This window comes from Mesorhizobium vachelliae (assembly GCF_033977325.1).
Classification (GTDB): domain Bacteria; phylum Pseudomonadota; class Alphaproteobacteria; order Rhizobiales; family Rhizobiaceae; genus Mesorhizobium; species Mesorhizobium vachelliae.
Genome location: NZ_JAVIIR010000023.1, coordinates 29,931 through 55,481, shown reverse-complemented (window position 1 = coordinate 55,481; position 25,551 = coordinate 29,931). Strand labels below are relative to the sequence as shown.

Below are 25,551 nucleotides of genomic sequence, written 5' to 3'. Positions count from 1 at the left end.
CACGCGATCCGCGCGGCCCGCAATGATAAATCGAGCTGGGGCGTCTAAGCTGACGCCTCAACATCGTAGATCGGCCACTTCCCATTGCTAGGAACCGAGGCACAGCCGTCCCGGCGTCGGCTTGCCGCGCCAGCATTGACTGACTTTGAGATTCTGAGCGCGCTGATTCCTCCCCGGCCAGCCGCGCCAGCTTCTACGATCCCGAGATCAATCGCAGCTACGGCATGATGGCATCCCATTATGGCGTCGGCGTTCTTCCAGCACGGCCGCATTAACGCGACCCAGGATCAGACCGAAACTGGCCGCTTTCAAATCGGAACGGCGGCCGGAATGAAATCGGAATGACTGGCCGGCTTCAAATCGGAATCGATGGCCGGCTTCGTCGGAATACGCATCCAGGCCTGCCTTCGGCCCCATTTGGTCGATGAGCTTCAGCGCCGAATTGATTGTCAATTCCGGCAGGGACGACTCCTAGGCCGCTTTTTTGGATACCCACGATCGCGCGACGCCGCAGTGAGCCGCGCGACGTCGCGGTGTGCAAGGAGAGTTGGTCGGCGGGAGTGGATGCGTTGCTCTGGAATCAACCGCTCTCGATTGTTGTGCTCTTATGAATCTCAGACATAGACGCGTGGAACGTGGTCCCGGAGCTGAGCATACAGCCCGACGATGTCGGTGCCCCACCAGGTGGCGACCTCATGCTGTGTGATGGTCTGGTCTCCCTGCTGCCCGAGCAAGAGCACCTGATCGCCGAAACAAGCATCGGGGATGTCCGTGAGGTCGATACGGAGATGTTCTAAATGAACCGGCGGCAGCAGAGGCGCACGCCGGCCTCTCACCAGTGCCTCAGCGCCGGGCGGGAGCTGACGTGGCAGCCCGTCTCCCCAACCGATACCGAGCACTCCGACGACCATTCCTTGCTGGTAGCCAGGCAGGCTCGGCGCCGTCCCGAGCGAGGAGTCGGTCCGCTTGATTGAAACCAGAGAGCTCGAAATGGCTTTAAGAGCCGGCCGCAGGGCGACAGGCCGGGTGGAGTGATCCGTGTCGGAGACACCAATGAACAAGGCGCCGGGATCGACAGCATCGAAATCCATCTCAGGGTATCGAAGCACACCCACCGTGCTCGCCACCATCGCAATGGGAGGTCGTGTCCCAGAAGCATTGGCCGATTGAAGAATCTGCTGCAAACGGGAGCGCTGTTCGCTTACATGGAAGGGCGTCTCCGAAGGCAGTTCGCTGAGATGCGCATAAAGCCCTTCGACATCGACATCGTCATAAGCATGGCCGGCCGCGAGCAATGCGCTGACAGCCGACGGCGCTGCCCCCGACCTGTAAAAGCCAAGATCAACCTTTACAAAGACCCGCGTGCTGTCCATTGCGGCACGCCAGCGTTCCAGTTCCTCGAGGCTGGAGATCGTGACTGTAAGCCCGAGCCGTTCGATGATGTCGGCCGATGACGGCAGAGGTCCTGGATAGAGCAGGATTGGAAGCTCGACTCCCATATGCCTTATCGCGACCGCATCCGGCAGCGCAGCGACGCCGAAGCCGTCAACCCCCTCTGCAGCCAGAGCTGAAGCCACCGGTCCGGCGCCGCACCCATAACCGTTGCGCTTCAGGCACGCGAAAATCCGTACTGCCGCGGGCAGGTGTGCGCGAAGCTGGCGATAATTGTGCCTGATCGCGTCTAGGTCGATCTCGTACCAGCTGCCGCGCAGCGGCGTGCGGTGGGGGTCAGAGGCGGCGGGTGGACCGCAATTTGTCAGTGTCTGATAGTCAAGCTGCATGACAAAAAAACAATGAAAACAATCCCGAGAACCGTCGATTTATCAAGTTTTCCGATACCGTCCAAGTGTTGGTGATAGGTGGGTTCCTAACCGCGTTCGGGAGCATTCCACCCTCAAGGAGGCAATTTAACCATCAGAGGGCAAGGCCATCAGTGTTGGCAAGCCCGCATGCCCTCAGGGAGCTTGCGGGCCTCTCTTAGCGAGCGCCGCTTTTGCTTGTCAGGTAGCCTTGCGGCCAAGTCCCATTGACTTGGCAAGCGAAGAACGGGCGGCGGCGTAGTTCGGGGCCACCATCGGATAGTCAGCCGGCAGGCCCCATTTGGCGCGGTATTCGTCCGGCGTCAGGCCATAGTGAACGGAAAGATGCCGCTTCAGCGACTTGAACTTCTTCCCGTCCTCCAAGCTGATGATGTAGTCCGGCGTGACGGACTTCCTGATGGGCACCGCTGGCGTGAGAGCTTCCGGCTTTTCCGCCGCGTCGCCGCCGGCGCTCTTCAACGCTCCATGCACTCGATCGATCAGGGCCGGGAGATCTCCGACCGGGACTGGATTGTTCGAGACATAGGCTGAGACCACCTCGGCGGTCAGCTCGATAAGGGCGCTGGTGTTGTCGTCGGTTTCTTCCATCGCGGTGCACTCCTTGCCTGAAGCAATGTCGCCGAAGCTCTCGTTTTTAATGGTGGCGTGGCGTGAACGCAACGAAGTCCGCGGGTAACGGGGTCAAGTTGAAAGTCCACGGAGGCTTTTTGCCACCGACAGGTCCCGGAATCGCGGGACTATCGCCGCCCTCGCGGGCTCAACAAGGCCATGAAGTTTATCCGACCTCTAGGTCCGCTTGATCATGGTGTCGGGTTGCGCGATTGTCGGCGCTGTGGACACAGGTGAGCGATGCGCCAGACGAAGAAGGCATGCCTTTCGTGCCGAGCGAATTTCACACTTCGACAGTCAAGGATTCCACGTGATTGGCATTCTCTCGATTCACACCACGGAAGGCCTGTTGGATATCGCGCTCGACGCGCACGCTGCCTACGCGATCCTGAAGGCCATCCGTTCGAACCGGTCGAAACTGGGCCTGCATAAAAGGAGGCCCGGTCGTAAGCCGGGCCCAGGAGTTAAACGGGAACGTACCCGTGAAGTGGTTCCAACGGCACCAAGGGATTGGGATTTATCCAACCTGATAGCGGCGGCCATGACGTGTTTGTTCACATTTCCGCTGTCGGCGCAGGCCTAAAGAGCCTCATTGATGGCCAGAAGATCAACTATGAGATCGAGCAGGACCGCCGCACTATTCTTCGCGGAATGCGCGATTGATCTGGTCAGACAGTGGCTTGAGAAAATAGGAAAGCGCTGTCCGCTGGCCCGCCTGGATCATAGCTTCGGCCGGCATGCCTGGGATCAGTGTCAGATCCTTGATCTTCGTCAGTTCAACACGCGGAACTGACAGGCGCACCAGGTAGTAAGAAGTGCCGTTTTTTTCATTCGTCGTCAGATCGGCCGCTATCCAGCTTACATACCCGTTCAACTCAGGTGTGGTTCTCAAGTTGAAGGCCGACATCCGCAACACGGCTTGTTGACCAAGGCGTATCTGGTCGATGTCCTTCGGAGAGATCTGTACTTCCAGCAGAAGATCGTCGCCATCAGGAACAATCAGCATGATCGGATCGGCGGGTCTGATCACGCCACCAACCGTATGGACAGCAAGCTGTTGGATGATTCCTGAGTGCGGCGCGACGATATCGATTCGCCGAAGCTCATCCTCAGCAGCTACCTTGCGTTCTAGGAATTCCTCCACTTGGGCCTGGACCTGTGCGAGTTCCCTGCCGACTTCCGCCTTGAGATCTTGATCAATCTGCAGGATTTGCAGACGAGTTTCGGCAATACGGGCCGCCGTCTGTGCCTGGTTCGCGACCGTTTCACCACGTTGACCGCTTAAGGTGGCAACCTGCGACTTGAGGCTGTTTAAGCGTTGGTCCGAGACAATGCCTTGTTCGCGCAGCCTACTCAAAACAGCAATTTCATGTCCGAGAATGTCAATACCTTTCTCATATGCAATCTGCTGCGCTTTGAGGCCCTCGATCTCATGCTTGTATTGCGTGATCCGCTCGGCCAGCTGCGACTTTTTTCCTTCGCGGGATTGCCTGCGAAATTCGAATAACTTCCGCTCACCGAGTATCGCGGAGGCAGCCGATGGAATATCTCGGCGCTTGAGCAGCCATTCCGGCAAGACGATCTCTGCCAGATCGTCACGCTCGGCTTCGAGCCGTGTTAGCCGAGACGCCAACTCATCGAGTCGCTTAATGATGATGGCTAGATTGGCGCGTGGCTGAGTGGCATCAAGTCGCATGATAACGTCGCCTGTCTTGACTCTATCGCCCTCACGCACGAGGATTTCTTTCACCACCCCACCGGTCGGGTGCTGCACTTTTTTAATGTATGAATCGACGACAAAGTGTCCGGGCGCGACAACCGCACCAGACAGATTCGTCACTGAAGCCCAGGCTCCCGCCCCTCCGAGAACGGCGACGCTCAAAAAAAGTGCTGTCAGTAAGTTTCGGCGAATAGAACGGGAAGCGTCGGCTTTCGTGTCAATTTCGGACATCGCAATCCTCGAATCAGGGTAGCCCTAGGTCTTTTTATGTGGACACAGCGCCCTTGGACGCAGACTGGGCAATCCCCTGAGCAGACGTCTTCCCAACATCGATCGCAGACACATCCTTGGATTCAGCTCGTGGCGTCGTCGCTGCTCTCTGCAAGACAGTGGAAAGCACTTCATCACGCGGACCGAAGGCTCTCTGTCGCCCACCTTCGAGCATCAATATGCAATCGACGGCCGCGATGGCGCTGGGGCGATGTGCGACGACAACGGCAATGCCGTTGCGCTCACGAACGGAATTGATCGCCTCGACCACGGCGACCTCGCCTTCCGCATCGAGGTTGGCATTGGGTTCATCAAACACGACTAGGAAGGGATCGCGATAAAGAGCACGGGCAAGACCGATACGCTGACGCTGCCCGGCGGAAAGTGCCGAGCCAGCTTCACCGATCTGAGTTTCATAGCCATGTTCAAATCTGAGGATCAGTTCGTGTGCGCCCGCTGCTTTTGCCGCAGCCACGATAGCCTCAGAATCAGGATTGTCGTCAAAACGAGAGATGTTTTCGCCGATGGTTCCGTCAAACAATTCAACGCCCTGAGGCAAATAACCGAGATGGCGGCCCAGTGCTTCTCGGTTCCATTGATCGAGGCCCGCGCCGTCGATGCAAACCTTTCCGGCGGACGGCCCCCAGGCGCCGACGATGGCGCGTGCGAGAGTTGACTTGCCAGAACCCGATGGACCGATGACCCCGAGTGCGCTTCCCGCTCGAACGGCAAACGCAAGGCCCGCCACAGTCGGTTTCTTCTCGCCGGGTGGAACGATCATCACGCCTTCGACGCGCAGTTCGCGTTCAGGTGCGGGCAATGGCATGACTGGAGCGGTTTGAGGCATCTTGGCCATGAGGTCCTTCAGCCGTGCCCAACTCTGGCGCGCCAGAAACAAAGTTTTCCAGCTTGAAATCGCCAAATCGACTGGAGCCAAGGCACGGCCCATCATAATAGAGCTGGCAATCATCACCCCAGCGGTAGCTTCACGTGCGATCACGAGGTAGGCGGCAACGGCGAGGATCGCCGATTGCAGCATCATGCGTAGCGACTTTGAAATCCCGCCTAGCCCAGCTGCCACATCTCCGGCTTTGCGATTGGCAGCAAGATATTTGGTATTCACCTTGTGCCATCGGGACGCGATCTGGCTTCTGAGGCCGAGAGCCTCTATGATTTCGGCATTGCGGCGCGCTGCTTCCAGTAGGCCGTTGCGGACCATGTTGTGGTTGATGGCATCGCGTGTGGCCCGTCGGGAGCATGCGTTTGTTAGAGCCGTTAGGGAAACCAGGACGACCACCCCGACAAGCGCCGTCATGCCAATCCAGAAGTGAAAAAGGAAGCAAATGCCGAGATAAAGCGGCATCCATGGGAGATCGAAGAACGCCGTGGGGCCGTTTCCGGCTAGAAACCCGCGAATATTGTCGAGGTCGCGAAGCGGCTGCAAGCCGTCGCCCGGTCTGCGTGTTAAAAGGGGCAGGCGAACAATTGCCTCATGAACGCGTCCGGAAAACTCCCCGTCGAAACGCTCGCCGATCCGCAGCAGTACGCGTGCGCGCAGAATGTCGAGCAGGGATTGGAATGCATAAAGTCCCACAGTAAGCACGACGAGCCCCAGCAACGTCGGTACGCTGCCGCTCGCCAGAACGCGGTCATACACCTGCAGCATGAACAGTGGCGAAGTCAGCGCAAGCAAGTTGATCACGCCACTGATTGAGAAAATTGCCCAAATGGTGGCCGTTAGGGCGAAAGGCCTCGAGGGGGACTGCTCTTTGTTCGCTGAAATTTTCAAGAAGGGACCCCCTAGGAAAGGCCTTCGTTCATAAGCACCGTCGGGGCTGGGATCTGCCACTTTTTGGGCCCGCAAAACCGGCCTACGTCACCGGCGACACCAACTCCTGACACACGGCGACTGCTCAGCGCGGGAATGCTTAGTCCTGGCGTCTTGGAGGAGACGAAGGTGAAGTCGGACCCAGTCAGATGCGGCGCCTCAATGTCTGCTACACTGTTAACAGCGCTCGGTCGTCATGCTCCATGCGAAGTTCATTTCGACCGTCGCCGAAATGATAATTAAGCCCTCTCCACCGAAGACTTTGTCGTTGTCCGCGCCGCCGAAGGCTCGGTCGACGCCCCCATCGGCCGAGATGGAGTCTTTGCCAGCACGGCCGTCGATCCGAGTATTACCTTGGAGAAATCTAAGATTAAGTCGTCACCGCTACTGCCGTACGGGGTATTGGCTGCGGGCCCAGCTTCGATAGGCGTTGCCACCGCATATACTCCTCACGATTGATTTCATAGCACTCTTGTGTCGCTGCACGAATTTGTAAAATCGATTGATTGGATAGAATGCATTCACTCTCTGGATGTCCTCCGGGTAGCGCGCCGCATCACACCCTCGAAGCTGGATTGGCTCTACGCCCCGCTGCCCCGTGGGACACAACGGAACGGCAGCTTGTGATGAGCTTTGCCCCGAAAGCAGCCGCCCGCTTTCAGCCCTGGACTACGTCACTTAGCAATACCCACTTGTTTGCACTTTCATGATTCCTGCGCGAGGCGTCGTTTATCGATACCGCGCAAGAAATCGGCCGGGCATCCATGCGGACACCCGACCGAGTTGCCTGAGCTGATAAGCCCATTCGCAATCCAGGAAGCACAAAGCACTTTTCCCGGATCTGCTCTCCAGGGCTATTTCTTGACCGCTGCCGAGAGTTCCTGGTTTGCTCCAAGATCAAGGCAGCGACGACGACTCACTTCACGATTGGCCGCAACCAATATCGTCACTGATCCAAACAATCACGCCGCCTTGATAGCCAACACCGCATTGGTGCCCGCGAACGCAAAACTATTGGAAAGCGTCACCTTGACTTTCCGCTCCCGCGCCACGTTGGGGGTAACGTCTAGATCGCAATCTGGATCTGGTTCGTCATAGTTGGCGGTAGGCGGTACGATCCCATGCCGAATTGCCATCACGCAGGCGATCAGCTCCAGTGCACCCGAGGCCCCGAGGCAGTGGGCATGCATCGATTTGGTCGAGGATACCGACATTCGATAGGCGTGGTCGCCGAACGCTCGCTTGATTGCTGCGGTCTCGATCTGATCGTTTGGCTTAGTGCCGGTGCCGTGAGCGTTCAGGTAATCGACCTCCTCCGGGACCAGACCCGCGTCGGCTAGACAAGCGCGGATCGCCGCCTCGGGACCCTCAATGGTCTGTGCCGCGATGTCGAAAGCGTCGGCTGAAAGGCCCGCACCGGCCAATTCCGCCAATATTTCAGCGCCTCTAGCGCGGGCATGGTCGTAACTTTCCAAGACTATCATGCCTGCGCCTTCGCCGAGAACAGCGCCCTGCCTGTTCGCGGAAAAAGGCCGGCAAGTGTCGGGCGATAGCACTCGCATAGCCTCCCACGATTTCACTACTCCCCAAACCAATGGCGCATCGGCGCCACCTGCCACCATCACATCAGCGCGGCCCCACCTAATCTGGTCGACGGCGGAGGCAATGGCATGGTTAGAGGAGGAACAAGCCGAAGTGATGCCGTAGACGGGACCGCGCAGTCCAAGGTCCATGCTGACATGTCCAGCAGCGGCGCCCGGCATGACCTTGGGCGCGGTGAAGGCCCCGGTCCTCTTTCTGCCGTGGAGCAACATAGCCCGGTAATCTTGCTCAATCGCCTCCCATCCGCAGACGCCCACACCGACCGTCGCACCCAGGCGATAGCGGTTTTTGTCAGACGCGGTCAGCCCTGCTTGCTGGACTGCTTCGCGAGCGGCAAGCACTGCAAGCACGCTGAACCGATCCATCGAAAGAACTTGCTTACGCTCGATCTCATGCTGAGGAAGATTGCGGATGGCGCATCCCGTGCGCGCGGTGATGTCGTGCAGCGAGGGACCGCTCAACACGCCGATTGCTGAACGGCCGTCGCACATGGCGGCCCAAATATCGGCAGCACAGCTGCCGAGCCCACAAATCCCGCCTATGCCGGTGATAACAACGCGCTTGTTCATTGTCAGTGCTCATTAAGCGCACGGACGGCTTCGACCACGCTGCCCACGTTCTGCAAATCGCTCCAGGCCTCAGTAATGTCCGTTTCGATCTGGATCCCGTATTTCGTCTCAAGATCAAACAGGATGTCCGCCATTTCCAGCGGATGGATGCCCAAATCAGTCAGCTTCGTCTCAAGAGTGATCGGATTCCCATCCGGTTCAGCGTGCTTGCAGATCTCCGCCAGGATTTCGGCCGTAAGCTGGTTAGTCATGCCTTTCACCTCCCGTCTGGCGGCCGACCATGAATCTCGGTGACGCGAAAGATTCACCGATCAGCATTGTTGTGATGCAAAATTTCGCGCTATTGGGGAAATTGATATTTTGGATAAGAATCATTCAAGCAATGGATGGTGTGCCTATAGCCCAGAGGCGGACTCCGAACTATTTGTTTGCGACCGGCGTCGGGTTGGAATAGCCGCCCAGCATCACCGGAATACTCATTTTGAAGGGCGTCGTTCACAAATCGCATTTTTCCTGTACATAGTGATGTGCTAGAATTTCAGGACGCCGGAAATAGCATCGCTAGTCGATCCGGGTACACGCAGTCATATTGCGCTTTCGCTTGAGCCGCCTTTGCACCCGGCTCAACGTACCCTTATCGACGTCGCGGTCGACCCGAATGCACAGCGACCAACCAGCTCGATCTCGATTCCGGCCATCCCGCGCCGGCAGGCGTGCCGACGGCAGTTCCCCGATCTGCTCGTCGCTGGCCTCACAGGCAGCAACGGCAGCAGGACTGGCTCCATTCGGCGGGAGGGCTCTTACGCCAGCGAAACGGCTGGCTCGTACTGATCTGCGGCCCGCGCCGGGCAGGGAACCGGAGTGTCCAGTTGCGCCTCCTGGCGGAGATGACAGGCGGCCACTCGCCGCAAAGCACACCGCCGAAACGCTGAGCAGATCCAAAGTTGTGCAAATCATACCGCAGCCTTCGGCTATGGCACCAGGCGAGATGCCTCCTCCAACAAAATCTTCCGCATCCAGATGCTTGCCGGATCGCCATTCTGAAGCGCAGGCCACTGCATCGCCAGAGTGAACACCGGCAACGAGAGCGGAAGTTCGACGACGCGCAGCGGTAGTGTTTTTGCGAAATGCTCAACCAGCCTCAAGGGCATGGTCCCAATGCGACTGGTGCCCGGTAGCATCAGAGGGATCATGCTGAACCCCTGCACGACCACCTCGGCCCGCCTCTTGAGGCCATGCTCGATCAAAAACCACTCGTCAATGGATGGCTTGAGCGAACGTCCAAATCTGGCCATTACGTGACCCATTGACATATATTTTTCGAACGTGAGCTTTCTCGACAGTTCCTTGTTTGTCCGACAGCCCACACAGGCGAGTGTATCGTCGAAAAGCTTCGCTTTTGGATGCCCGCTTAACAGGAACATTTCAGGGAGTATCAGAAAATCGGCGTCACCGCGCCGGAAAATTTCTTCCATATCGTCAGCGAGAGGCAGGAGTTCGAAGCTGACGAAAGGGGCTTCTCGCGCAACACGGTCAATGACCCCCTGAAAGAAAACGATCGTCATGTAATCGGAAAGGATGACCCTAAAACAGCGATCGGATTTCCGCGGATTAAATTCCTCCCAGGAAATAACCGAGAGCTGTATATGCAGCAGCGCCTCGCGGACCGGCGAGGCGAGCGCCTCGGCTCGCGGTGTCGGGATGAGTTCACGGCCTTTCATTGTAAAAAGCTCATCACCAAAATAGCCGCGCAGCCGGGCGACAGCCGCGCTCATGGCTGGTTGGCTAAGGTGGATACTGCGAGCCGCCGCTGTGAGGTTACGCTCAATCATCAAAGCGTCGAGCGCGACGAGGAGATTCAGATCAAGGCCTTTAAACCGCATTTCAATTCCAATCTAGCGCATGGATGCATTTCATCCGAGCAATAGATTTCACCAATGTCACGAGACACCACATTTGAAAAGTGTCTTTATATGCAAATCGGGGAGGCAAAATGAAGCAGCCGACCGCCCGGGAGCTCATTAGCTCTGGCCCGAGATGTGCTGCAAGAGTCCTGCGCCCCAGCGGCCGCGTCAGGATCGGGACGGCACGTCTTTGAGCAAAGGGCTTTGAATCCAGGTTAACGAGCGAGTTCTCCGATGATTGAGGCGAGATAGTCGGGGTTCCATCCGGCGACTTTTCGTCGACGCTTGATGGATCGCTTGTCGGAGAGGGCTCTGACCAGATTGAGGGCGAAGTGGCGAACGACGGCGCTGTTGTGTGCGCCATGGCCTTTCGGAGCCGCGATTGATCGTCGTTGAAGACGACGTCGAGGGTCCAGTGCAGGGCGTTCTCGATCAGCCAGTGACCACCACGCACGGCCGAGGCGGCCTGCTCGGCGCCGAGCCGTGCTAAAGACATGAAGTATCTGGTCGTGGCGGCAGCGATCCTTAAGTTCGGTGCGGTTTTTCACGCGGATGATGGTTTTGGCCTCGGGCAAGCGCAGTTCGTCGGGAAAGCGGCGCGAGCCCGCCAGCCAGTCGGCCTCGCAAGAGACGGTGACGCGCCGTTCCTCGATGTCGGTGACGCGGTCGAGTTCAGCGGCAGGTGCATCAGCAAAGCAGGCTTCGACCTCAGCGCACAAGGTGGGCTGGTTAGCATTGATGGCGAGCAGATAGTCGGCGCCGACATTGCGGATTGCCGTGGCGATCGTTGCGTTGGTAGCGATGGCATCGATGGAGACGATCGCTCCCTTGAGGCCGTCATTTGCGCCCAGACGCTCCAGATGTGCCGCAAGTGCGGTGGTCTCGCCGCTCTTGTCGGGCACCGCCCCCTGGCCGGGCACCAGCCGAGACGTCGCGGCGAAGGCGGAGACTAGATGCAGCGGAGCCTTGTCGGCACTGCGGTCATGGCTGCGGCGCGAGGTGGCCACGAAGTCGGGCTTGTCCGGCGATGTCTGGCGCATCCAAGCGGTGAACGCATCGACAAACAGCGCAGGATTGATGCGGTTCATGAGGATGGTCGGCCATCCGCCGCAAATGCCCTCGTAGATAGCAGCGGTCAAAGCGCGGAGTTAGCCAGCGGTGCGTTTCAATCAAAATGCGGAAGCGAGCGGATTTGAAATCCGCGCTCAAGTAAAGCTGGGATTAGACGGGATACCGCCGTGACGGTCTGATCGCGCAGACCTGCACCAGATACGGCTAGCAACTCGTCGGGAGGAAACCCGTCATGCAAGCGGACGATTGCCCCGGGCTTGGCCGATTCCAGGACCGCATCGACGATCGTGTCCACCCCGGGGCGAGACCAGTCGCGCGGATCAACCGACCATTTGATAGCTGCCAGTTCAGCGATGGCGGACGCGGCAAAGACCTCTTCGGTCCAGTTCCCGTATGGCGCGCGCAAGTGCCGAACTGACGCTTGAGGGCAAGCCATCATAATAGCCGCATTAGCGTCAAATATTTCACGCTGCACCTCGTCGAACCCGCATCTAGACAGGTCCGGATGAGTCATCGTGTGGTTGCCTACCTCGTGCCCTTCCGCGACCATTCTTTGAATTAGCTCCGGCTGGCCCAAGGCATAGGCGCCAATGACGAAGAACGTCGCCGGGACCCGATGTTCCGCGAGCAGATTCAAGATCTGCGGTGTACAAAGCGGGTGAGGACCGTCGTCAAAAGTCAAATATATACTGCGGCGGCCGATGCAGTCGTCGCACTCACTGCGCAGGTCCCATAACCAGTCGGAATGTATCATTGGCTCTGGTCCGTTCCGGTCGATTGTCGCTCCGGCCGGCCAATCGGACGTTGAACATTCAACCGGTGTAACAGCGACAGCTGCGTTTTCCGTGCGCTTTGGGGCAAATCGGGTAGCGCATTGTGAAGGGTTGACCCCGACGTCGAATTGAGCGCCATCTTGTTCCAGGCGTGCCTGCATGGGGGTGCGATTATACTTCGGTCACAAGTGGGTCGAAGGCGCCAAACTTAGTGAAATGGCAAAGCAATCTGGTACATGTCAGTGTTGATGTGATTTGGCAAGGACTCTTAAGAGCCGCTTTTTTCCCAGGCTCCGGTTTGTACCTCGCTCAATTTGCGTTGATGTCCGATCATGAATGCAGGACTCAAGCAAATCAGTCAAATTGATTGATTGGATAAATCCCATCCGTATTGATACCACGCCCGGGGTCCAGTAAACCTCGCCTCGCACGGCGGTCGGCAGTTCTCCGAGACGTATTCCGGCGCGAGCGTAAACATCGGCGGCTCACTATTCTTGCGCGCTCCTGGGCTTGCGCGATAGCGGGTCGACCCGGTGCCTTTCACGGCAGAGACGCGGATCGGTTGAGAAGTCTTAGTCTAGCTTCCACCGCATAACCGCTCAGTGCTCGACCACCCCGGCAAAACCCAGGTCACGGCGTGTCACGGAGAGCAGGAACTCGTGTTCCGCCTCCTCATGGGACCACAACGGGCGCTCCTGCGGCCCCGGCACTGGAAGCCTCCTGTCGCATTTTCGGCGGGCGAGGCATGGATTCGCGAGCACAACGCACAGTGCCATCGGCATCGTGGCCATGCCCTCGGTGGCGGGGCTGAGCGTGTCGATTTCCACCGCCGGTTCAACGCGGTCTCGATCAAATCTGCTCTTCGCGCGCAGTCCTATTGGCTGCGGGGGAACCTGACCGCGACGGCGCACAGCACCAACTTCGGCCAGCCGATCATGAGCGGTCAGGACCCTTGGAACGCATAGATCCTAACATCCACCGATCGAATATCAACCATCCAAACAATCGATTTTACCAATCGATGGCGGTGCTGCATTAGGAACCCGAAATGAAGGGTTTGGCTCAGGAAGGACGGCAAGTTTGAGAGATCCCATCAGCGCTGGAACCCAGTCGTACGAGGTTCTGCCAGTTCAATTGGCTAGTATCGCGATCTCCGACGGCAGCGTCTGAACTCGCACCAGATCACGCGGCGTCGAACGCGTGATGCGTGCCCTCGGGAAGTATCAAAAAAGGAGTCTTTGTATGCGCTCTCAGGTGCGGTGGAAGCTGTGCTGGGAAAACGAGTTGCAACTTTCCGACCATATCGAACTCGCCGAATTCTTTCGAAGGACCTACGGACCGACCGGCGCCTTCAATGCCAAGCCGTTCGAAGGCAGCCGAAGTTGGGCCGGAGCTAGACCTGAGTTCCGTGCGATCGCGTATGACTCGAGCGGTATTGCGGCACACATGGGCATACTGCGTCGATTCATCAAAATCGATGGGGCTGATCTGCTAGTGGCTGAACTCGGATTGTACGGGATTCGTCGGGATCTCGAGGGGCTCGGAATCAGCAGTTCATTCCGCGTCGTGCTTCCCGTGTTGCAGGAACTCGCGGTTCCATTCGGCTTCGGCACGGTTCGGCCAGCGTTGCATAAACACGTTGCAAGATTGGGGCGAGGCGGTCTGCTGGTCGTCAAGTCGGGCGTTCGCGTGCGCTCCACCCTTAGAGACGCGCTTCTCGACAAACCGCCCACGCGCATAGACGACGCACTCGTCGTTGTCTTGCCAGTTGGGCGTCCGATAACCGATTGGCCCGCCGGCGAGATGATTGATCGGAACGGAGCAGAGCTTTGAGCCACCTCGACTGCTTGTCCGAAGTGTACAGCGAGTGCGCTAACGGTGCCGGCCAACCTAGCGTTTATTTGACGTTTGACGACGGCCCTCATCCGTTTTGCACACCGAAGGTGCTCGACGTGCTGGCGCAACACCGTGTGTCGGCGACTTTCTTCGTCATTGGCGCGTACGCGGCAGACCAGCCAGCACTAATCCAACGAATGATCACGGAAGGGCACGAGGTTGCTAACCATACGATGACCCACCCTGATCTGTCCGAATGCGAACCCGGCGTAGTGCAGCGTGAGATCTTCGAGGCGAACAGAGCCATCAAAGCGGCCTGCCCTGGAGCCTCGGTGCGGTACATGCGCGCTCCTTATGGCATCTGGACCGAACAAGTGATCGCCTCTGCGGCCAGTATTGGGCTGTCGGCTGTCCACTGGTCGGCAGATCCGCAAGACTGGTCTAGTCCCGGTGTCAATGCAATCGTCGATGCAGTGCTGGCCTCCGTCCGGCCGGGCGCAATCGTGCTCTTGCACGACGGGTGCCCTCCTAGCGAGATGAAGCCGGGCAGTGACGCCGGCTTGCGAAGCCAAACCATCCTGGCCCTCTCGCGCATAATTCCAGCATTGCACGACCGCGGCTTTGTAATGCGCTCGCTTCCCCAACAACACTAAACGAACCAAAGATCTCATGGACCTTCTTGGCACAGTCAGCACTGTCACCATCTCGTGTTATGCGCTGCTCTCGACCACATATAAGAGCATGCAAGCCGCTTATGCCGGCACGGCAAGCGTTTCATTGGTCTCGGACAACCTAGCCAGTCCCGATCTTTGGCCGAGCGTGGACGTCATCATTCCTTGCTACAACGAGGACCCCCGCACACTCTTCGAGTGCCTCACGTCGATTGCAAACCAGGACTACGCCGGAAGACTGCAAGTCTATGTAGTTGATGACGGTTCTGGAAACCGGGACGCCGTTGCGCCCGTTCACCAGAGCTTCGCGGGCCACCCGAACTTCAACTTCATTCTGCTCCCCAAAAATGCCGGAAAGCGCAAGGCACAGATCGCCGCGATACGCCGATCATCTGGAGATTTGGTGCTCAATGTCGACTCGGACACGATGCTAGCGTCCGATGTCGTCACAAAGCTTGCGCTGAAGATGCAAGATCCCGGGATCGGCGCAGCCATGGGTCAGTTGACAGCCAGCAACCGGAGCGACACTTGGCTGACCCGGTTGATCGATATGGAATACTGGCTGGCTTGCAACGAGGAACGCGCAGCGCAGGCTCGCTTCGGCGCCGTAATGTGCTGCTGCGGCCCGTGTGCCATGTACCGTCGATCCGCACTCCTTTTGCTGCTGGATCAGTATGAGACCCAAACATTTCGGGGAAAGCCAAGCGACTTCGGTGAAGATCGCCATCTTACGATCCTAATGCTGAAAGCAGGCCTTCGAACTGAGTACATCCCGGACGCCATCGCGGCAACAGTCGTTCCAGATAGCCTAGGGCCTTATCTGCGCCAACAACTCCGGTGGGCACGCAGCACTTTCCGGGACACCTGGCTTGCACTGAATCTGCTACCGGGCCTCAACCGCTTTCTAACATTGGACGTGGTGGGACAGAATCTCGGGCCGCTACTACTCGCCGTATCGGTGCTAACAGGCCTCGTGCAGTTCGCACTGATGGGCACCGTGCCATGGTGGACAATCCTGATGATTGTATTCATGACCATCGTTCGCTGCAGCGTGGTGGCGCTTCGTGCTCGCCAACTTCGATTTATAGGCTTCGCTGTCCACACATTCATCAACGTCTTTCTCTTGCTCCCCCTGAAAGCCTATGCGTTGTGTACGTTGAGCAACAGCGATTGGCTGTCGCGCAGCTTCGCTGCCACCGTGGCAGTCAATGATGGGAAACAGGCTCCCGTCCAGAACCTGACCACTGAATCAAGCACTACAAAATTGTCGGAAGATGCGGTGCCGAATCGTATGCGCCATCTTGCGCGGGACTGTTCGGTGCTGGTGACTTCCGATGAGTGATGGTTGCGTAATCGAGGTAGACGAATTTTGAAGTTGGACAATAATCATCGATTGTTGGATCGGGAATTGGCCGCCGACGATCCGTGGCTGCTCGATGCCAATTCGTTCGAGCGGGAGCGTCACACGCAAATGCTGCGGCTGTCGCTTTTGCATGGATCCATCACAAATGCACTTGAAGTCGGGTGTGCGGCAGGCGCGTTCACGGAAAGGCTAGCGCCCCATTGCCAACGGCTTACAGTAATCGATGTCGTGCCGCGCGCGATTGATCGAACGCGCAGACGGATGAAGGAGCTACCGCACATCACCTGGGTAGTCTCCGATGTTCAACAGTTCTCGACTGAGGAGCCGTTCGATCTGATCGTCGTGGCGGAGGTTCTTTATTACCTCAACGGCATAGCCGAGATGCGCGCTGCCATCCGCAACCTTGCGCGGATGCTTGCGCCAGGGGGGCACCTGGTATTCGGATCGGCGCGTGATGCCACTTGCCGGCGCTGGGGTCACGCCGCTGGTGCCGAGACTGTCATGGCAATGCTGAACGAGACGTTGATCGCTGTCGATCATCTGCAGTGCCAGGGTGAAACCCCCAACCAAGACTGCTTGCTCGCCCGTTTTCGGAGTCCGGTTCGGCCTCCGGATCTGTCGAATTGCCTGCGTTAGACGAGGAAAGTATTATGCGCATTTGTGGTATCAAGCTGACGCATGACGGGGCGGTCGCCCTTGTCGAGGACGGACAACTCGTCTTTTGCCTTGAACAGGAGAAGCGGGACAATAACCGACGATATCAAGCCATCGACCATCTGGAGTCAGTTGTCTCCGCCTTGGCGGAGCACGGTCTGGATCCGCGGGACGTAGATCAGTTCGTTATCGACGGCTGGGACGGTGATTTGGAGTCGCAGTTCCAGGTCCTTAGCGGGGCGGGTCCGATCACTCTCAAAGGGGCGCCCTACGTCGAACGCCATGCCGAGGGCCTCCTCACTTCGCTCGACGGCTCCGGCCTGATGCTCGGTGGCCGGCTTTTCTCTTATAGAAGCTACCCGCATGTTACCGGCCATGTGACCTCGGCGTACTGCACTAGCCCTTTCGCCAAAACCGGACAGCCCGCATTCTGCTTAATCTGGGACGGGTGCATCTTTCCACGCCTCTATTATGTAGAACGCCGCGGCGCCCGGTTCCTAGAATGCCTATTCCCAGTGATAGGCCATGTTTACGCAGCTGCGGGCCATCACTTCGGGCCTTATAAGCGGGCGGGTCGCGGCGACTGGGATCTAGGTGTTGCCGGCAAGCTGATGGCCTACATCGCACTCGGGTCGGTCGATGAAGACATCGTGGCAGTGTTTCAGGAACTCTACCAGGAGCGCTTTGCGGGCGACACAGAGCTAGCCAGGCATTACCGTGCGGATATCAACAGCGCGGAGCCCTTGCTTGCGCGCGTGCATGACTTCTTCGAAGCCAGTGCGCTCCGACTGGGGGATCAGGCACCCGAAGATGTGCTTGCATCCTTTCATCTTTTTCTCGAGCGTCTCCTTGTCAGCGAAACGGCGACCGCTGTGGAGCGGCACGCACATCTTTCCGGGGCGCGAAATTTGTGCATCGCCGGCGGCTGCGGTCTCAATATTAAATGGAACAGTGCCTTACGCGAGGCGGGTCTCTTCGATGCTGTCTGGGTGCCGCCATTTCCGAATGACAGCGGCTCGGCAATCGGTGCCGCTTGCAGCGCAATGGTTGTGCAAGATGGCTTCGTTCCTCTGGATTGGTCGGTTTACAGCGGCCCGGCCCTGCTAGATGGCCAACTGCCTTCGGGATGGAACTCCGAACCGTGCAGCATGCGAAAACTCGCTTCCATTCTCGCCAGCAATAAGCCCGTCATTTTCCTTACAGGGCGCGCCGAGCTCGGACCACGGGCACTGGGTGGCAGAAGCATTCTCGCGGCCGCGACTTCGCCCGAAATGAAGGATTATCTCAACGACGTCAAACTTCGCGAACACTTCCGCCCCGTGGCGCCGATCTGCCTTGAGGACCGCGCGCCGGAAATATTCAGCCCAGGAACGCCGGATCCTTACATGTTGTTCGACCATCAGACACGGGCGGAATGGCGGGACAAAGTCCCCGCTGTCGTGCATCTCGACGGTTCTGCGCGACTGCAGACCATTTCCAGAACCTCTGAGCACAAGGTGGCCGAGCTACTCATCGAATATGAAAAACTCACGGGCATTCCGCTGCTTTGCAATACGAGTGCCAACCACCATGGACGTGGGTTCTTTCCGGGTGCCGCCGCAGCCTGCGGCTGGGGAAAAATTGAACACATATGGTCCGATGGTGTGCTGTTGACCAAAATTCCCGAAACTGAACTATCGCCGGTCGACGGCGCCCTTACGCTGGTTTGAGTGCGCGACCATGGTGGCAATCGACTTTGTCGGCGTGACGAAATCATATGGCAAAAGGGTCGTTGTCGACGGCATGTCATTCACCGTTGCACCGGGAGAGTGCTTAGGGCTGCTGGGGCCGAACGGCGCGGGCAAAAGCACGATCACACGGCTGCTCCTCGGTATGGCAACGCCTAACGCAGGCAAGATCACGGTGTTCGGCGTGCCAGTGCCGGCACGTGCCCGTTTGGCACGTGGACGCATCGGCGTGGTCCCGCAGTTCGACAACCTTGATCATAGGTTCACGGTACGTGAAAACTTGCTGGTGTTCGGGCGATACTTTGGCATGAGCAAACGCGAGGTCGAAGCGGTCAGCCCATCGCTGCTCGAGTTCGCCCGCCTCGAGAACAAGGCGGATGCGCGCGTCGCCGAACTGTCCGGCGGCATGAAGCGACGCCTGACGATGGCCCGTGCGCTGATTAATGACCCGCAACTCTTGGTCATGGACGAGCCGACCACTGGCCTCGATCCACAGGCGCGCCACCTGATCTGGGAACGCCTGCGTTCCTTGTTGGCGCGGGGCAAGACGATACTTCTGACCACTCACTTCATGGAGGAGGCCGAGCGGTTGTGCGACCGGCTGTGTGTGCTCGAGCATGGGCGCAAGATCGCCGAAGGGCGACCACACGCGTTGATCGACGAGCAGATCGGCTGCCAGGTGGTCGAAGTCTATGGCGGCAATCCACAAGAACTGAGATCGCTGGTCAAGCCGTACGCGCAACGCATCGAGCTGAGCGGCGAAACCCTCTTTTGCTATGCGCCCGATCCCGAGCAGGTGCTCAGGCAGCTGCGTGGGGTTGCTGGTCTGCGCCTTTTGCAGCGTCCGCCGAATCTCGAGGATGTCTTCTTGCGGCTGACCGGGCGCGAGATGAAGGACTGAACAATGATCGAAGGTTATATGGCCGTTATGCCCGCCAATGCCTGGAATTGGGTTGCAGTGTGGCGCCGCAATTATTTGGCTTGGAAGAAAATTGCCCTTGCGGCGGTTCTCGGGAACCTCGCTGAGCCGATGATCTCGTTGTTCGCTCTCGGCTTTGGCCTCGGGATAATGATAGGTCGTGTTGAAGGCACTTCGTACGTAGCTTTTCTGGCGGCTGGCATGGCCGCGGTAAGCGCGATGACCTCGGCGACCTACGAAACGATCTACTCGACTTTTGCTCGCATGGGAGGCGAACGCACCTGGGAAGCGATGCTGTGCACTCAACTCACGCTCGGCGATATCGTACTTGGTGAACTAGCCTGGGCCGGCACCAAGTCTCTTCTGGCCGGTACGGCGATTACGCTAGTTGCTGCCACGCTCGGCTATGCCGCGTGGCCATCCCTTCTCTACGCGCTGCCAATCATCGCCCTAACTGGCCTTGCTTTCGCAAGTCTAGCCATGATCGTCACGGCGCTTGCGCCCAACTACGACTGTCTCGTATTTTATCAAACGCTTGTTCTCACGCCTATGCTGTTCCTGTCCGGGGCCGTCTTTCCGGTCAGCCAAATGCCAGGCGCTTTTCAGCAGGTATCGTCTCTCTTGCCTCTTGCTCACTCGGTCGACCTGATCCGCTCAGTCATGCTTGGCCGCCCGGCTGAAAGCCTCGGCCTGCATATTACGACACTTTGCGTCTACGCGGTTTTGCCGTTCTTCTTGTCGGCGGCGCTATTGCGTCGGCGCCTGATGCGCTGACGCTGCTGCGTCGGTGCCGAGGCTTTGGCACTCGCCCCCTGTCAGCGCAGACCGTGGTGCTATCCCTTCGATTGTACGGTTTGCTTGAGTGCGAGCTTAATCCGACCGGTTGCGAACATCGTCGAGCGAGGCAGTGTCGAAGATGGCAATCAGGCTTCTCGTCCGAAGCGCCACCCGAACTGCCGCGACTAATGCTGGTTAGGAACACACGCAATGACTGATAGCCACATACCGCCGCCTGCGCCATTCGTGATCCTGGCCATGCCAAGAACTGGGACGCACTACCTGGAAGAATTGCTGAACGCGCATCCGAATGTGCTGAGCAACGGTGAGCTGCTCAATCCATATGCCACGACTTGGCCCGATAAGCATCGTCTGCTTCGCAGCGATCGAGAGCTGCTTGAGCTTGCCTACTCGTGCTGTCCCGCGCAGAGCGACAAAAAGGCGACGCATGTCGGCTGCAAGGTCAACGAACCTCAATTTCATGATCGTCCGGGTTTTTTTGCCGAGCTGACACGCTGGCCGGGCCTCAGAGTCATCCTCGTGGTTCGCGAAAATACCTTGGAATCGCTGCGGTCACTGGTACAGGCGAGACAAACGCGCCAATGGCTGAAGTTCAGGTCGGACAATGATGCTCCGCCGCCGCAAGTTAGATTATCGACCGCCGACTGTGAGGCATACTTCAAGGCTGCCGACGATTTCCACGCTCGGGTCGCGCGATCCTTCACGAAGAGCAATATGCTTGAGATCGAGTACGAGTGCCTCCTGCGCGAACCTGCTACATGCTTGACAGCGATTTGGGAGTTCCTAGGCGTTCCGGCGCTTCGATTTTCCAGTACGGCGACACTTCAGCGCCAGGAAACGCGACCGCTAGAGCAAACGATCGAGAATTTTCATGAGTTGCGCCGCCACTTCTCGCACGGACCTTATGCGAGATTCTTTGACGTCGGCGAGAGGGGAAGGGCAGTGGCGATCGACTGACAGTCAAGGTTATCGAAAGATAAAGAAACTCACGCGAACACCGAAGGCCACATGCTGGGGAACGGATGGAGCGTATGGCCCGACCGGCATCGGCGTCCACATCAGACGTGTCGCCGACGTTTCCTGGCGCGCCTTCCCCCGCGCCCGCTCCTCGATGTGCGGCTCCGCGTAAGTCCGAAATCATTTTACCGGCTATTCACCGCCTCTGGCGCCTATGCTTTCAGGCAGACGCACTGGCTCGGCTATCCAGTCGCGGTCTAACCAGCTGAGCTTGGGGACCCCCAGCCCAAGACTCCCTGCGATGCGGACGGCGAAATCAGGTATGAGTGGGTAGGCCGCGACACAGAGTCCGACAAGCGCGAAGGTCACTGCGCGGGCCGCGGTCCTGTCAAGCGCCTCGTTTTCCTTCGCTGCAGCTGGAACGTGCAGCACTGAACATGAATAGCGGTCGATTGCGTCGACGAACGCCTCGATTGCATGTGTCAGCTGACGTACGTCCGGGTAATCCGCTTCGAAACGCGCTCGCACTTCTGCGTTGAAGCGTCTGCACTCCGCCAAGAACGCAATGTCGGTGGCTGACCACTGGCCAGGACAAGGGAGCTCGTCAGTTGCGACCCGCTCGATGACCTGGTTAGCCTTCCCGGTCGATCTTAACAGCCGTCCGTCCCAGAAATTCCGTTTCCAGCTTTCATAAGAACTCAGGGAGAAGTCCTCAACAGAACCGTCCGGCCGCCGGCGACACAGGTAGAAGCGAAGCGGCTCGCCCGTTTCTTTTGCAGTGATATCGTTCACCCAGATTGCGTGATTTCGTGATGTTGAGAACTTCTTCCCATCGAGAGTGAGCATCTGATTTACGAAGATCCGTCGAGGGAGCATCTCATGCAGATCAAGGGCCGAAAGTACGCCGGGAATGACCAACAAGCGTCCGAAGGCGTTGTCCGCCCCGAAAAGAATGTTCAGCTCCGGCATCTCGTCCCGCGGAATTTGGTACCACAAGGCAGGGCATCCGCTCTTTTCCCTTATCATTTCTAAGGCAAGCAAGTGCCGAGGCACGTGTTCGATGGTGATGTTGAACCGCTGACACTCAAATCCTGGGATTGGAATCCGGATTCCCTCTCGGTTTGGGTTAGAGATGCAGACTTCCGGAAGCCCCCGGCTCAGCCAGGATTCGATGTAGTGCTTGGCGTAAATGGGCAGGAAGGACCGCGAGGCGAAGGATTCGAGCGCGTCATGCATTGGAGCGAGGTTCAGGAAAAGGCGCTTCAGGGGGCGACGTTCCAGGGAACGCCCCTCGAGATCAACCGGATCCTGAAGTTCGGCATCGAGGACCAGCGCGCCGCAATCCTCGCATTCATGGCCGGAAGCATAGCCGCCGCAATAGGGACATTTGCCGTGGACGAAGGCGTCGACCCTGAAGCGCCCGCTTTCGACGTCATATGGGACCAAATGCTCTCTTTCAGCGATCAGGCCCTTGCTACAAAGTCGCTTGAAGACCTCGAGAACGACCGCCTTGCCGCGGCGGTCTGGCTCTGTCCCAAGGAAAATATCCGGGACTGCGTTGAGCCGATCCAGAGCCTCTTGGAAAGAAGCCGTATTTTTCTCCGCGAGCTGGTAGTATTCCAGTCCTGCAGCGTCGGCCGCAATTGCAATGTGCTCAAGATGACCGTGCGTGCCCTGCAGCACGAAGACCTCTCGGTCGCCTGTCTCAGCAATTCGGCGCAACACATCCGCGTGGAGGAACGGTCCTGAGGCATGACCTATGTGCATTTGCCCATTCGGGGTAAGCATGGCGGGGACCAGCAACAACGGTTTGTCTTTTGCTGTCGCTTCCTTCGTGGAAATCGCCTCTTCGAACGCTGCGCGGCTGTGCCACCACACCGTCTGCATGACTGCACCGCTGTCCAAAGCCTCAATTCTGTGCCTGCGCAGCGGGTCGATCCTAATGCTCTCTCCGCCAAGCAGCAGGAAGGTCTTTTCATCCAGGTGAATTCGAACGCCGCCAGAGATCACTGTCCAAAATTCGACTTCCCCGTGGTTGTGACGGCAAGTGGTCGCGCCTGAACTGAACTTCAACAGACGTACCGAAACGTTACCCCCTTCTGGGAAGGGATCATGCCTGACGATGCCGCCATCAATCGAGATAGGGACCGCACGTGCTTCATTTTTGAGATCTATTATTTGCGGATAGATCATTTCGTTTCCACTCTTGAATTTCGGGTTGGCCATGCCGCTGGCAAGGTCTCGGGGCGACCATGAGCAGGTTGAAGCACCTGCCAGTCTTGCAGCGCCTTCGCCACGACCGCCGCCCGCTCGGCCAGACCGCCGAGCGTGTGCTCCGTTGGGCCCCGAAGGCCAAAAGAGTGGTTCATGAGGAAAACGCGAGGTCGCGGACCGGAGCGGCGCAATGCCGTCTGACCGAGATCCACTTCGAACGACTCGTCGATAACGAGGGCGGCGTCTTCGATGACCGGTTGCAGCGGTTGGAGGAAGGATAAATGGCGACGGTTTGAAAAGCCCGTCGCGCAAACCAGAAGGTCGATTTCAAGCGTTGTCAGGTCTTGCCTGCTTCCGATTCCGCGAAGGTGAAGACGAAAGCTATCCTCAACACGCTCCGCCGCCGTGATTTCCGTATACGGAAACAGTCTGAGCCGATCGCGTCCACACACTTGGTCCTCGAAGCGAAGATCGTAGATGCTTTTGAGGACGTCCTTGGTGACGGTGGAGAAGTTCGTGTTCCTCGTGTCGGTAAGAAACCTATTGCGATCTTCGGGTGGCAGCTTCGCGAACTTTAGCGAGTGTGGATAGGTGTAGAAGTCATTTACAAACGGGTTGTCATCCGTCTGTTCAAAGAGGTGGCGCCGGCCAACGACGATAACCTCCGATACTTCCCGATGCTGAAGCAGGAATCTGACTATCTCGCCGGCGCTTTGCCCGGACCCGACGACTGCAACGCGAGCGTTCGCGTTGATCAGTCCCTCGTTCGCATGGGACAGGAAGAAGTTTGAATGCACCACGCGGCCGGGATCGACGGCCAGTTCTTCGGGAAGGTATGGTTCATGCCCAAGGCTCACGACCACGTCGTCAGCTTCGGTTTCCGAAACGTCCCCGCTCGACACATCCCGGACCGTGACGACAAGGGTTGGGATTCCCGATGGCCTCTCGCGGAACCTGACTTCCACCGCCTCCTTGCCGAAACGAATCTTATTCGCAAAAAACCCGCTTACCCAGACCAGATAGTCGGAGAACAGCTTCCTTGAGGGATATAGTTCGTTCGTATGAATAAAGTGATAGAGAAGCTCCCTGTCGTGCAAGAACGAGAAAAAAGTGAATGGGCTTGCCGGATTCCTCAGGAACGCCAGGTCCTTGAACAAGGAGACTTGGAGCCTTGAATCCTCGAAAGCAATGCCTGGGTGCCATTCTGCACTGTCGCGGCGCTCAAGGACTTCCAGCGTATCCAGAACTGAGGAACCCCATTCTTTCAGGCACGTCAGCAGTGCAAGGTTTGCTGGTCCGCTGCCCACGAGCAGTGTTTTCCGCTTTTGCATTACCGGCTCCAAAAATCGTGGTTGTTTCCAACAGCCCAGTTGCGCGCTCGGCTAAGACAGCCATCCGGCTTCCCCTCATTTTCCCGAGGGCCATCGAGGCGACTTCGGCGAGAGTGGCTTCACCGGGGTGGATGGCACCCCGCAACTGTTTGCGCATGACGCATTCCACGGCTGCGGCCACTGGAACCGCGGTCGCGATAGCCATGCTTGAGAAGCCTCGTTCCTGAAGTGCGGAGCGAAGGATGCACGTCCAGCGGCCAGGTTTGCGATGGCGATCCTCAATGGCCACATCAAGGATGACCTGGTCGTCATGTTCCTTTGGGCTCCGGCGAGTTAAAAGCGCTTCCGTGACGTGCTTGACCCGCAGGCGGGCGCTCCCGATCTCAACCTCCTCGTCGGACAGCAGCCCGAGGCGATGCAACATCCGAACGCCATCCGCAAAGCCCGGCCATCGCACAGTCAATTGCCGGATGGTCGGAATGCTTAGATGAGTGCTTGCGGCAGTCGACGGAACCATTGCGTCATCGTATGCCTCAAGAAGTCCGACACCCTCCACGAACAGCGAAGACACGCTTTCGAATCGATTTCGTGTTACGGCTCGGCCATTGACTCGAGCCAACGCGGGCCTCTGCCCTATGGGCAGCCGACGTCCAAAGGCGAGAGCATAGTTCAGTGGAGGTTCCGGAATTTTGGGAATCCCTCCGCAATGAGTTACGATGCTCTCTAAGCCGTCTAGTTCAGCTGCTGCCAGTGAGATTAACGATTCAACCAGTCCTGGTTCGAGACCCGCTCCCAAGACTACCGGCGGACCGTTAGGCGGCATCCGGGCGATGTCAGGATCCTCGGGGTCCGGCCTGCCCACGCAAATAATAGGGGTGTGTAGACCTGCCTCGTGCATTTGGTGCGCGAGTTTGC

23 protein-coding genes and 2 pseudogenes are annotated in these 25,551 nt (G+C 58.1%); 9 read left to right on the top strand and 16 right to left on the bottom strand.

Translation table 11 applies throughout. The annotated features are described in order from the left end of the window. Positions 1–207: 207 nt before the first annotated feature. From RFM41_RS31300 to RFM41_RS31290, 3 genes are all read right to left on the bottom strand, one after another. Positions 208–453 carry a hypothetical protein gene (locus tag RFM41_RS31300; protein WP_320265573.1) on the bottom strand — a complete coding sequence of 82 codons (246 nt, stop codon included), beginning with the start codon at positions 451–453 and terminating at the stop codon, positions 208–210. A 161-nt stretch (positions 454–614) separates the two neighbouring features. After that, on the bottom strand, positions 615–1,781 hold the full coding sequence (gene alr / locus RFM41_RS31295) for an alanine racemase (protein WP_320229394.1): 1,167 nt from the start codon (positions 1,779–1,781) through the stop codon (positions 615–617). Positions 1,782–2,000: 219 nt separating this feature from the next. Beyond that, positions 2,001–2,408 (bottom strand): Ros/MucR family transcriptional regulator, encoded by a 408-nt coding sequence (locus tag RFM41_RS31290; protein ID WP_320229393.1) that lies wholly within the window; start codon positions 2,406–2,408, stop codon positions 2,001–2,003. Positions 2,409–2,911: 503 nt separating this feature from the next. Here RFM41_RS31290 and RFM41_RS31280 point away from each other — a divergent pair. Further along, positions 2,912–3,092: pseudogene (locus RFM41_RS31280) on the top strand (cold-shock protein). Here RFM41_RS31280 and RFM41_RS31275 read toward each other — a convergent pair. The 10 genes and pseudogenes from RFM41_RS31275 to RFM41_RS31235 form a co-directional block, all read right to left on the bottom strand. Next, positions 3,067–4,380, bottom strand: a complete 1,314-nt coding sequence (locus RFM41_RS31275; protein WP_320229391.1) for an HlyD family type I secretion periplasmic adaptor subunit — start codon at positions 4,378–4,380, stop codon at positions 3,067–3,069. The pseudogene RFM41_RS31280 and the gene RFM41_RS31275 overlap by 26 nt on opposite strands. 34 nt (positions 4,381–4,414) lie before the next feature. Next, positions 4,415–6,148, bottom strand: coding sequence for a type I secretion system permease/ATPase (locus RFM41_RS31270; RefSeq protein WP_320229403.1), 1,734 nt, complete (start codon positions 6,146–6,148; stop codon positions 4,415–4,417). Positions 6,149–6,424: 276 nt separating this feature from the next. Then, complete coding sequence (locus RFM41_RS31265; RefSeq protein WP_320253123.1) at positions 6,425–6,589, bottom strand: hypothetical protein; 165 nt, start codon at positions 6,587–6,589, stop codon at positions 6,425–6,427. 620 nt (positions 6,590–7,209) lie between these two features. Beyond that, complete coding sequence (locus RFM41_RS31260; protein WP_320229390.1) at positions 7,210–8,418, bottom strand: beta-ketoacyl-[acyl-carrier-protein] synthase family protein; 1,209 nt, start codon at positions 8,416–8,418, stop codon at positions 7,210–7,212. A gap of 2 nt (positions 8,419–8,420) precedes the next feature. Further along, entirely contained in the window at positions 8,421–8,669 is a 249-nt protein-coding gene (locus tag RFM41_RS31255) for an acyl carrier protein (protein WP_320216525.1), read from the bottom strand. Between the two features lie 720 nt (positions 8,670–9,389). Continuing rightward, positions 9,390–10,301, bottom strand: coding sequence for a LysR family transcriptional regulator (locus tag RFM41_RS31250; protein WP_320229389.1), 912 nt, complete (start codon positions 10,299–10,301; stop codon positions 9,390–9,392). A gap of 236 nt (positions 10,302–10,537) precedes the next feature. After that, complete coding sequence (locus RFM41_RS31245) at positions 10,538–11,410, bottom strand: ISAs1 family transposase (protein ID WP_320229388.1); 873 nt, start codon at positions 11,408–11,410, stop codon at positions 10,538–10,540. Positions 11,411–11,487: 77 nt separating this feature from the next. Then, on the bottom strand, positions 11,488–12,147 hold the full coding sequence (gene nodB / locus RFM41_RS31240; RefSeq protein ID WP_320229387.1) for a chitooligosaccharide deacetylase NodB: 660 nt from the start codon (positions 12,145–12,147) through the stop codon (positions 11,488–11,490). Positions 12,148–12,162: 15 nt separating this feature from the next. Continuing rightward, positions 12,163–12,327: pseudogene (locus tag RFM41_RS34285) on the bottom strand (hypothetical protein); the annotation flags it as partial. Positions 12,328–12,765: 438 nt separating this feature from the next. After that, positions 12,766–12,993 (bottom strand): hypothetical protein, encoded by a 228-nt coding sequence (locus RFM41_RS31235; protein ID WP_320253115.1) that lies wholly within the window; start codon positions 12,991–12,993, stop codon positions 12,766–12,768. A 415-nt stretch (positions 12,994–13,408) separates the two neighbouring features. Here RFM41_RS31235 and RFM41_RS31230 point away from each other — a divergent pair, with 415 nt between their 5' ends. The 8 genes from RFM41_RS31230 (at position 13,409) to RFM41_RS31195 (ending at position 21,091) form a co-directional block, all read left to right on the top strand. Next, positions 13,409–13,999 (top strand): NodA family N-acyltransferase, encoded by a 591-nt coding sequence (locus tag RFM41_RS31230; protein ID WP_320216521.1) that lies wholly within the window; start codon positions 13,409–13,411, stop codon positions 13,997–13,999. After that, the gene (gene nodB, locus RFM41_RS31225; RefSeq protein WP_320229386.1) at positions 13,996–14,655 is read left to right on the top strand and encodes a chitooligosaccharide deacetylase NodB; all 660 of its coding nucleotides are present in this window, start codon (positions 13,996–13,998) and stop codon (positions 14,653–14,655) included. Before RFM41_RS31230 ends, nodB (RFM41_RS31225) begins: the two co-directional genes overlap by 4 nt. Before the next feature lie 16 nt (positions 14,656–14,671). After that, positions 14,672–16,015 (top strand): chitooligosaccharide synthase NodC, encoded by a 1,344-nt coding sequence (gene nodC / locus RFM41_RS31220; RefSeq protein WP_320229385.1) that lies wholly within the window; start codon positions 14,672–14,674, stop codon positions 16,013–16,015. 3 nt (positions 16,016–16,018) lie between these two features. Further along, positions 16,019–16,672, top strand: a complete 654-nt coding sequence (gene nodS / locus RFM41_RS31215) for a nodulation methyltransferase NodS (protein ID WP_320229384.1) — start codon at positions 16,019–16,021, stop codon at positions 16,670–16,672. A 14-nt stretch (positions 16,673–16,686) separates the two neighbouring features. Further along, entirely contained in the window at positions 16,687–18,399 is a 1,713-nt protein-coding gene (nodU, locus tag RFM41_RS31210) for a nodulation protein NodU (RefSeq protein ID WP_320229383.1), read from the top strand. Between the two features lie 10 nt (positions 18,400–18,409). Then, a complete protein-coding gene (gene nodI / locus RFM41_RS31205) occupies positions 18,410–19,318 on the top strand; it encodes a nodulation factor ABC transporter ATP-binding protein NodI (protein WP_320229382.1) in 909 nt (302 codons plus the stop codon). Positions 19,319–19,321: 3 nt separating this feature from the next. Then, on the top strand, positions 19,322–20,110 hold the full coding sequence (locus RFM41_RS31200; protein WP_320216515.1) for an ABC transporter permease: 789 nt from the start codon (positions 19,322–19,324) through the stop codon (positions 20,108–20,110). Between the two features lie 213 nt (positions 20,111–20,323). Then, positions 20,324–21,091: a sulfotransferase gene (locus RFM41_RS31195; protein WP_320216514.1), complete on the top strand. Its 768-nt coding sequence runs from the start codon at positions 20,324–20,326 to the stop codon at positions 21,089–21,091. A gap of 192 nt (positions 21,092–21,283) precedes the next feature. On the opposite strand, the gene RFM41_RS31190 is transcribed toward RFM41_RS31195, so the two are convergent. The 3 genes from RFM41_RS31190 to RFM41_RS34280 are packed head-to-tail and all read right to left on the bottom strand — an operon-like array spanning position 21,284 to position 25,459. Beyond that, positions 21,284–23,284 (bottom strand): class I tRNA ligase family protein, encoded by a 2,001-nt coding sequence (locus RFM41_RS31190; RefSeq protein WP_320216513.1) that lies wholly within the window; start codon positions 23,282–23,284, stop codon positions 21,284–21,286. Next, on the bottom strand, positions 23,281–24,636 hold the full coding sequence (locus RFM41_RS31185) for a SidA/IucD/PvdA family monooxygenase (protein WP_320229381.1): 1,356 nt from the start codon (positions 24,634–24,636) through the stop codon (positions 23,281–23,283). Before RFM41_RS31185 ends, RFM41_RS31190 begins: the two co-directional genes overlap by 4 nt. Beyond that, positions 24,527–25,459, bottom strand: coding sequence for a saccharopine dehydrogenase family protein (locus RFM41_RS34280; RefSeq protein WP_320318912.1), 933 nt, complete (start codon positions 25,457–25,459; stop codon positions 24,527–24,529). The genes RFM41_RS31185 and RFM41_RS34280 overlap by 110 nt, the downstream gene beginning before the upstream one ends. Between the last annotated feature and the right edge of the window lie 92 nt (positions 25,460–25,551).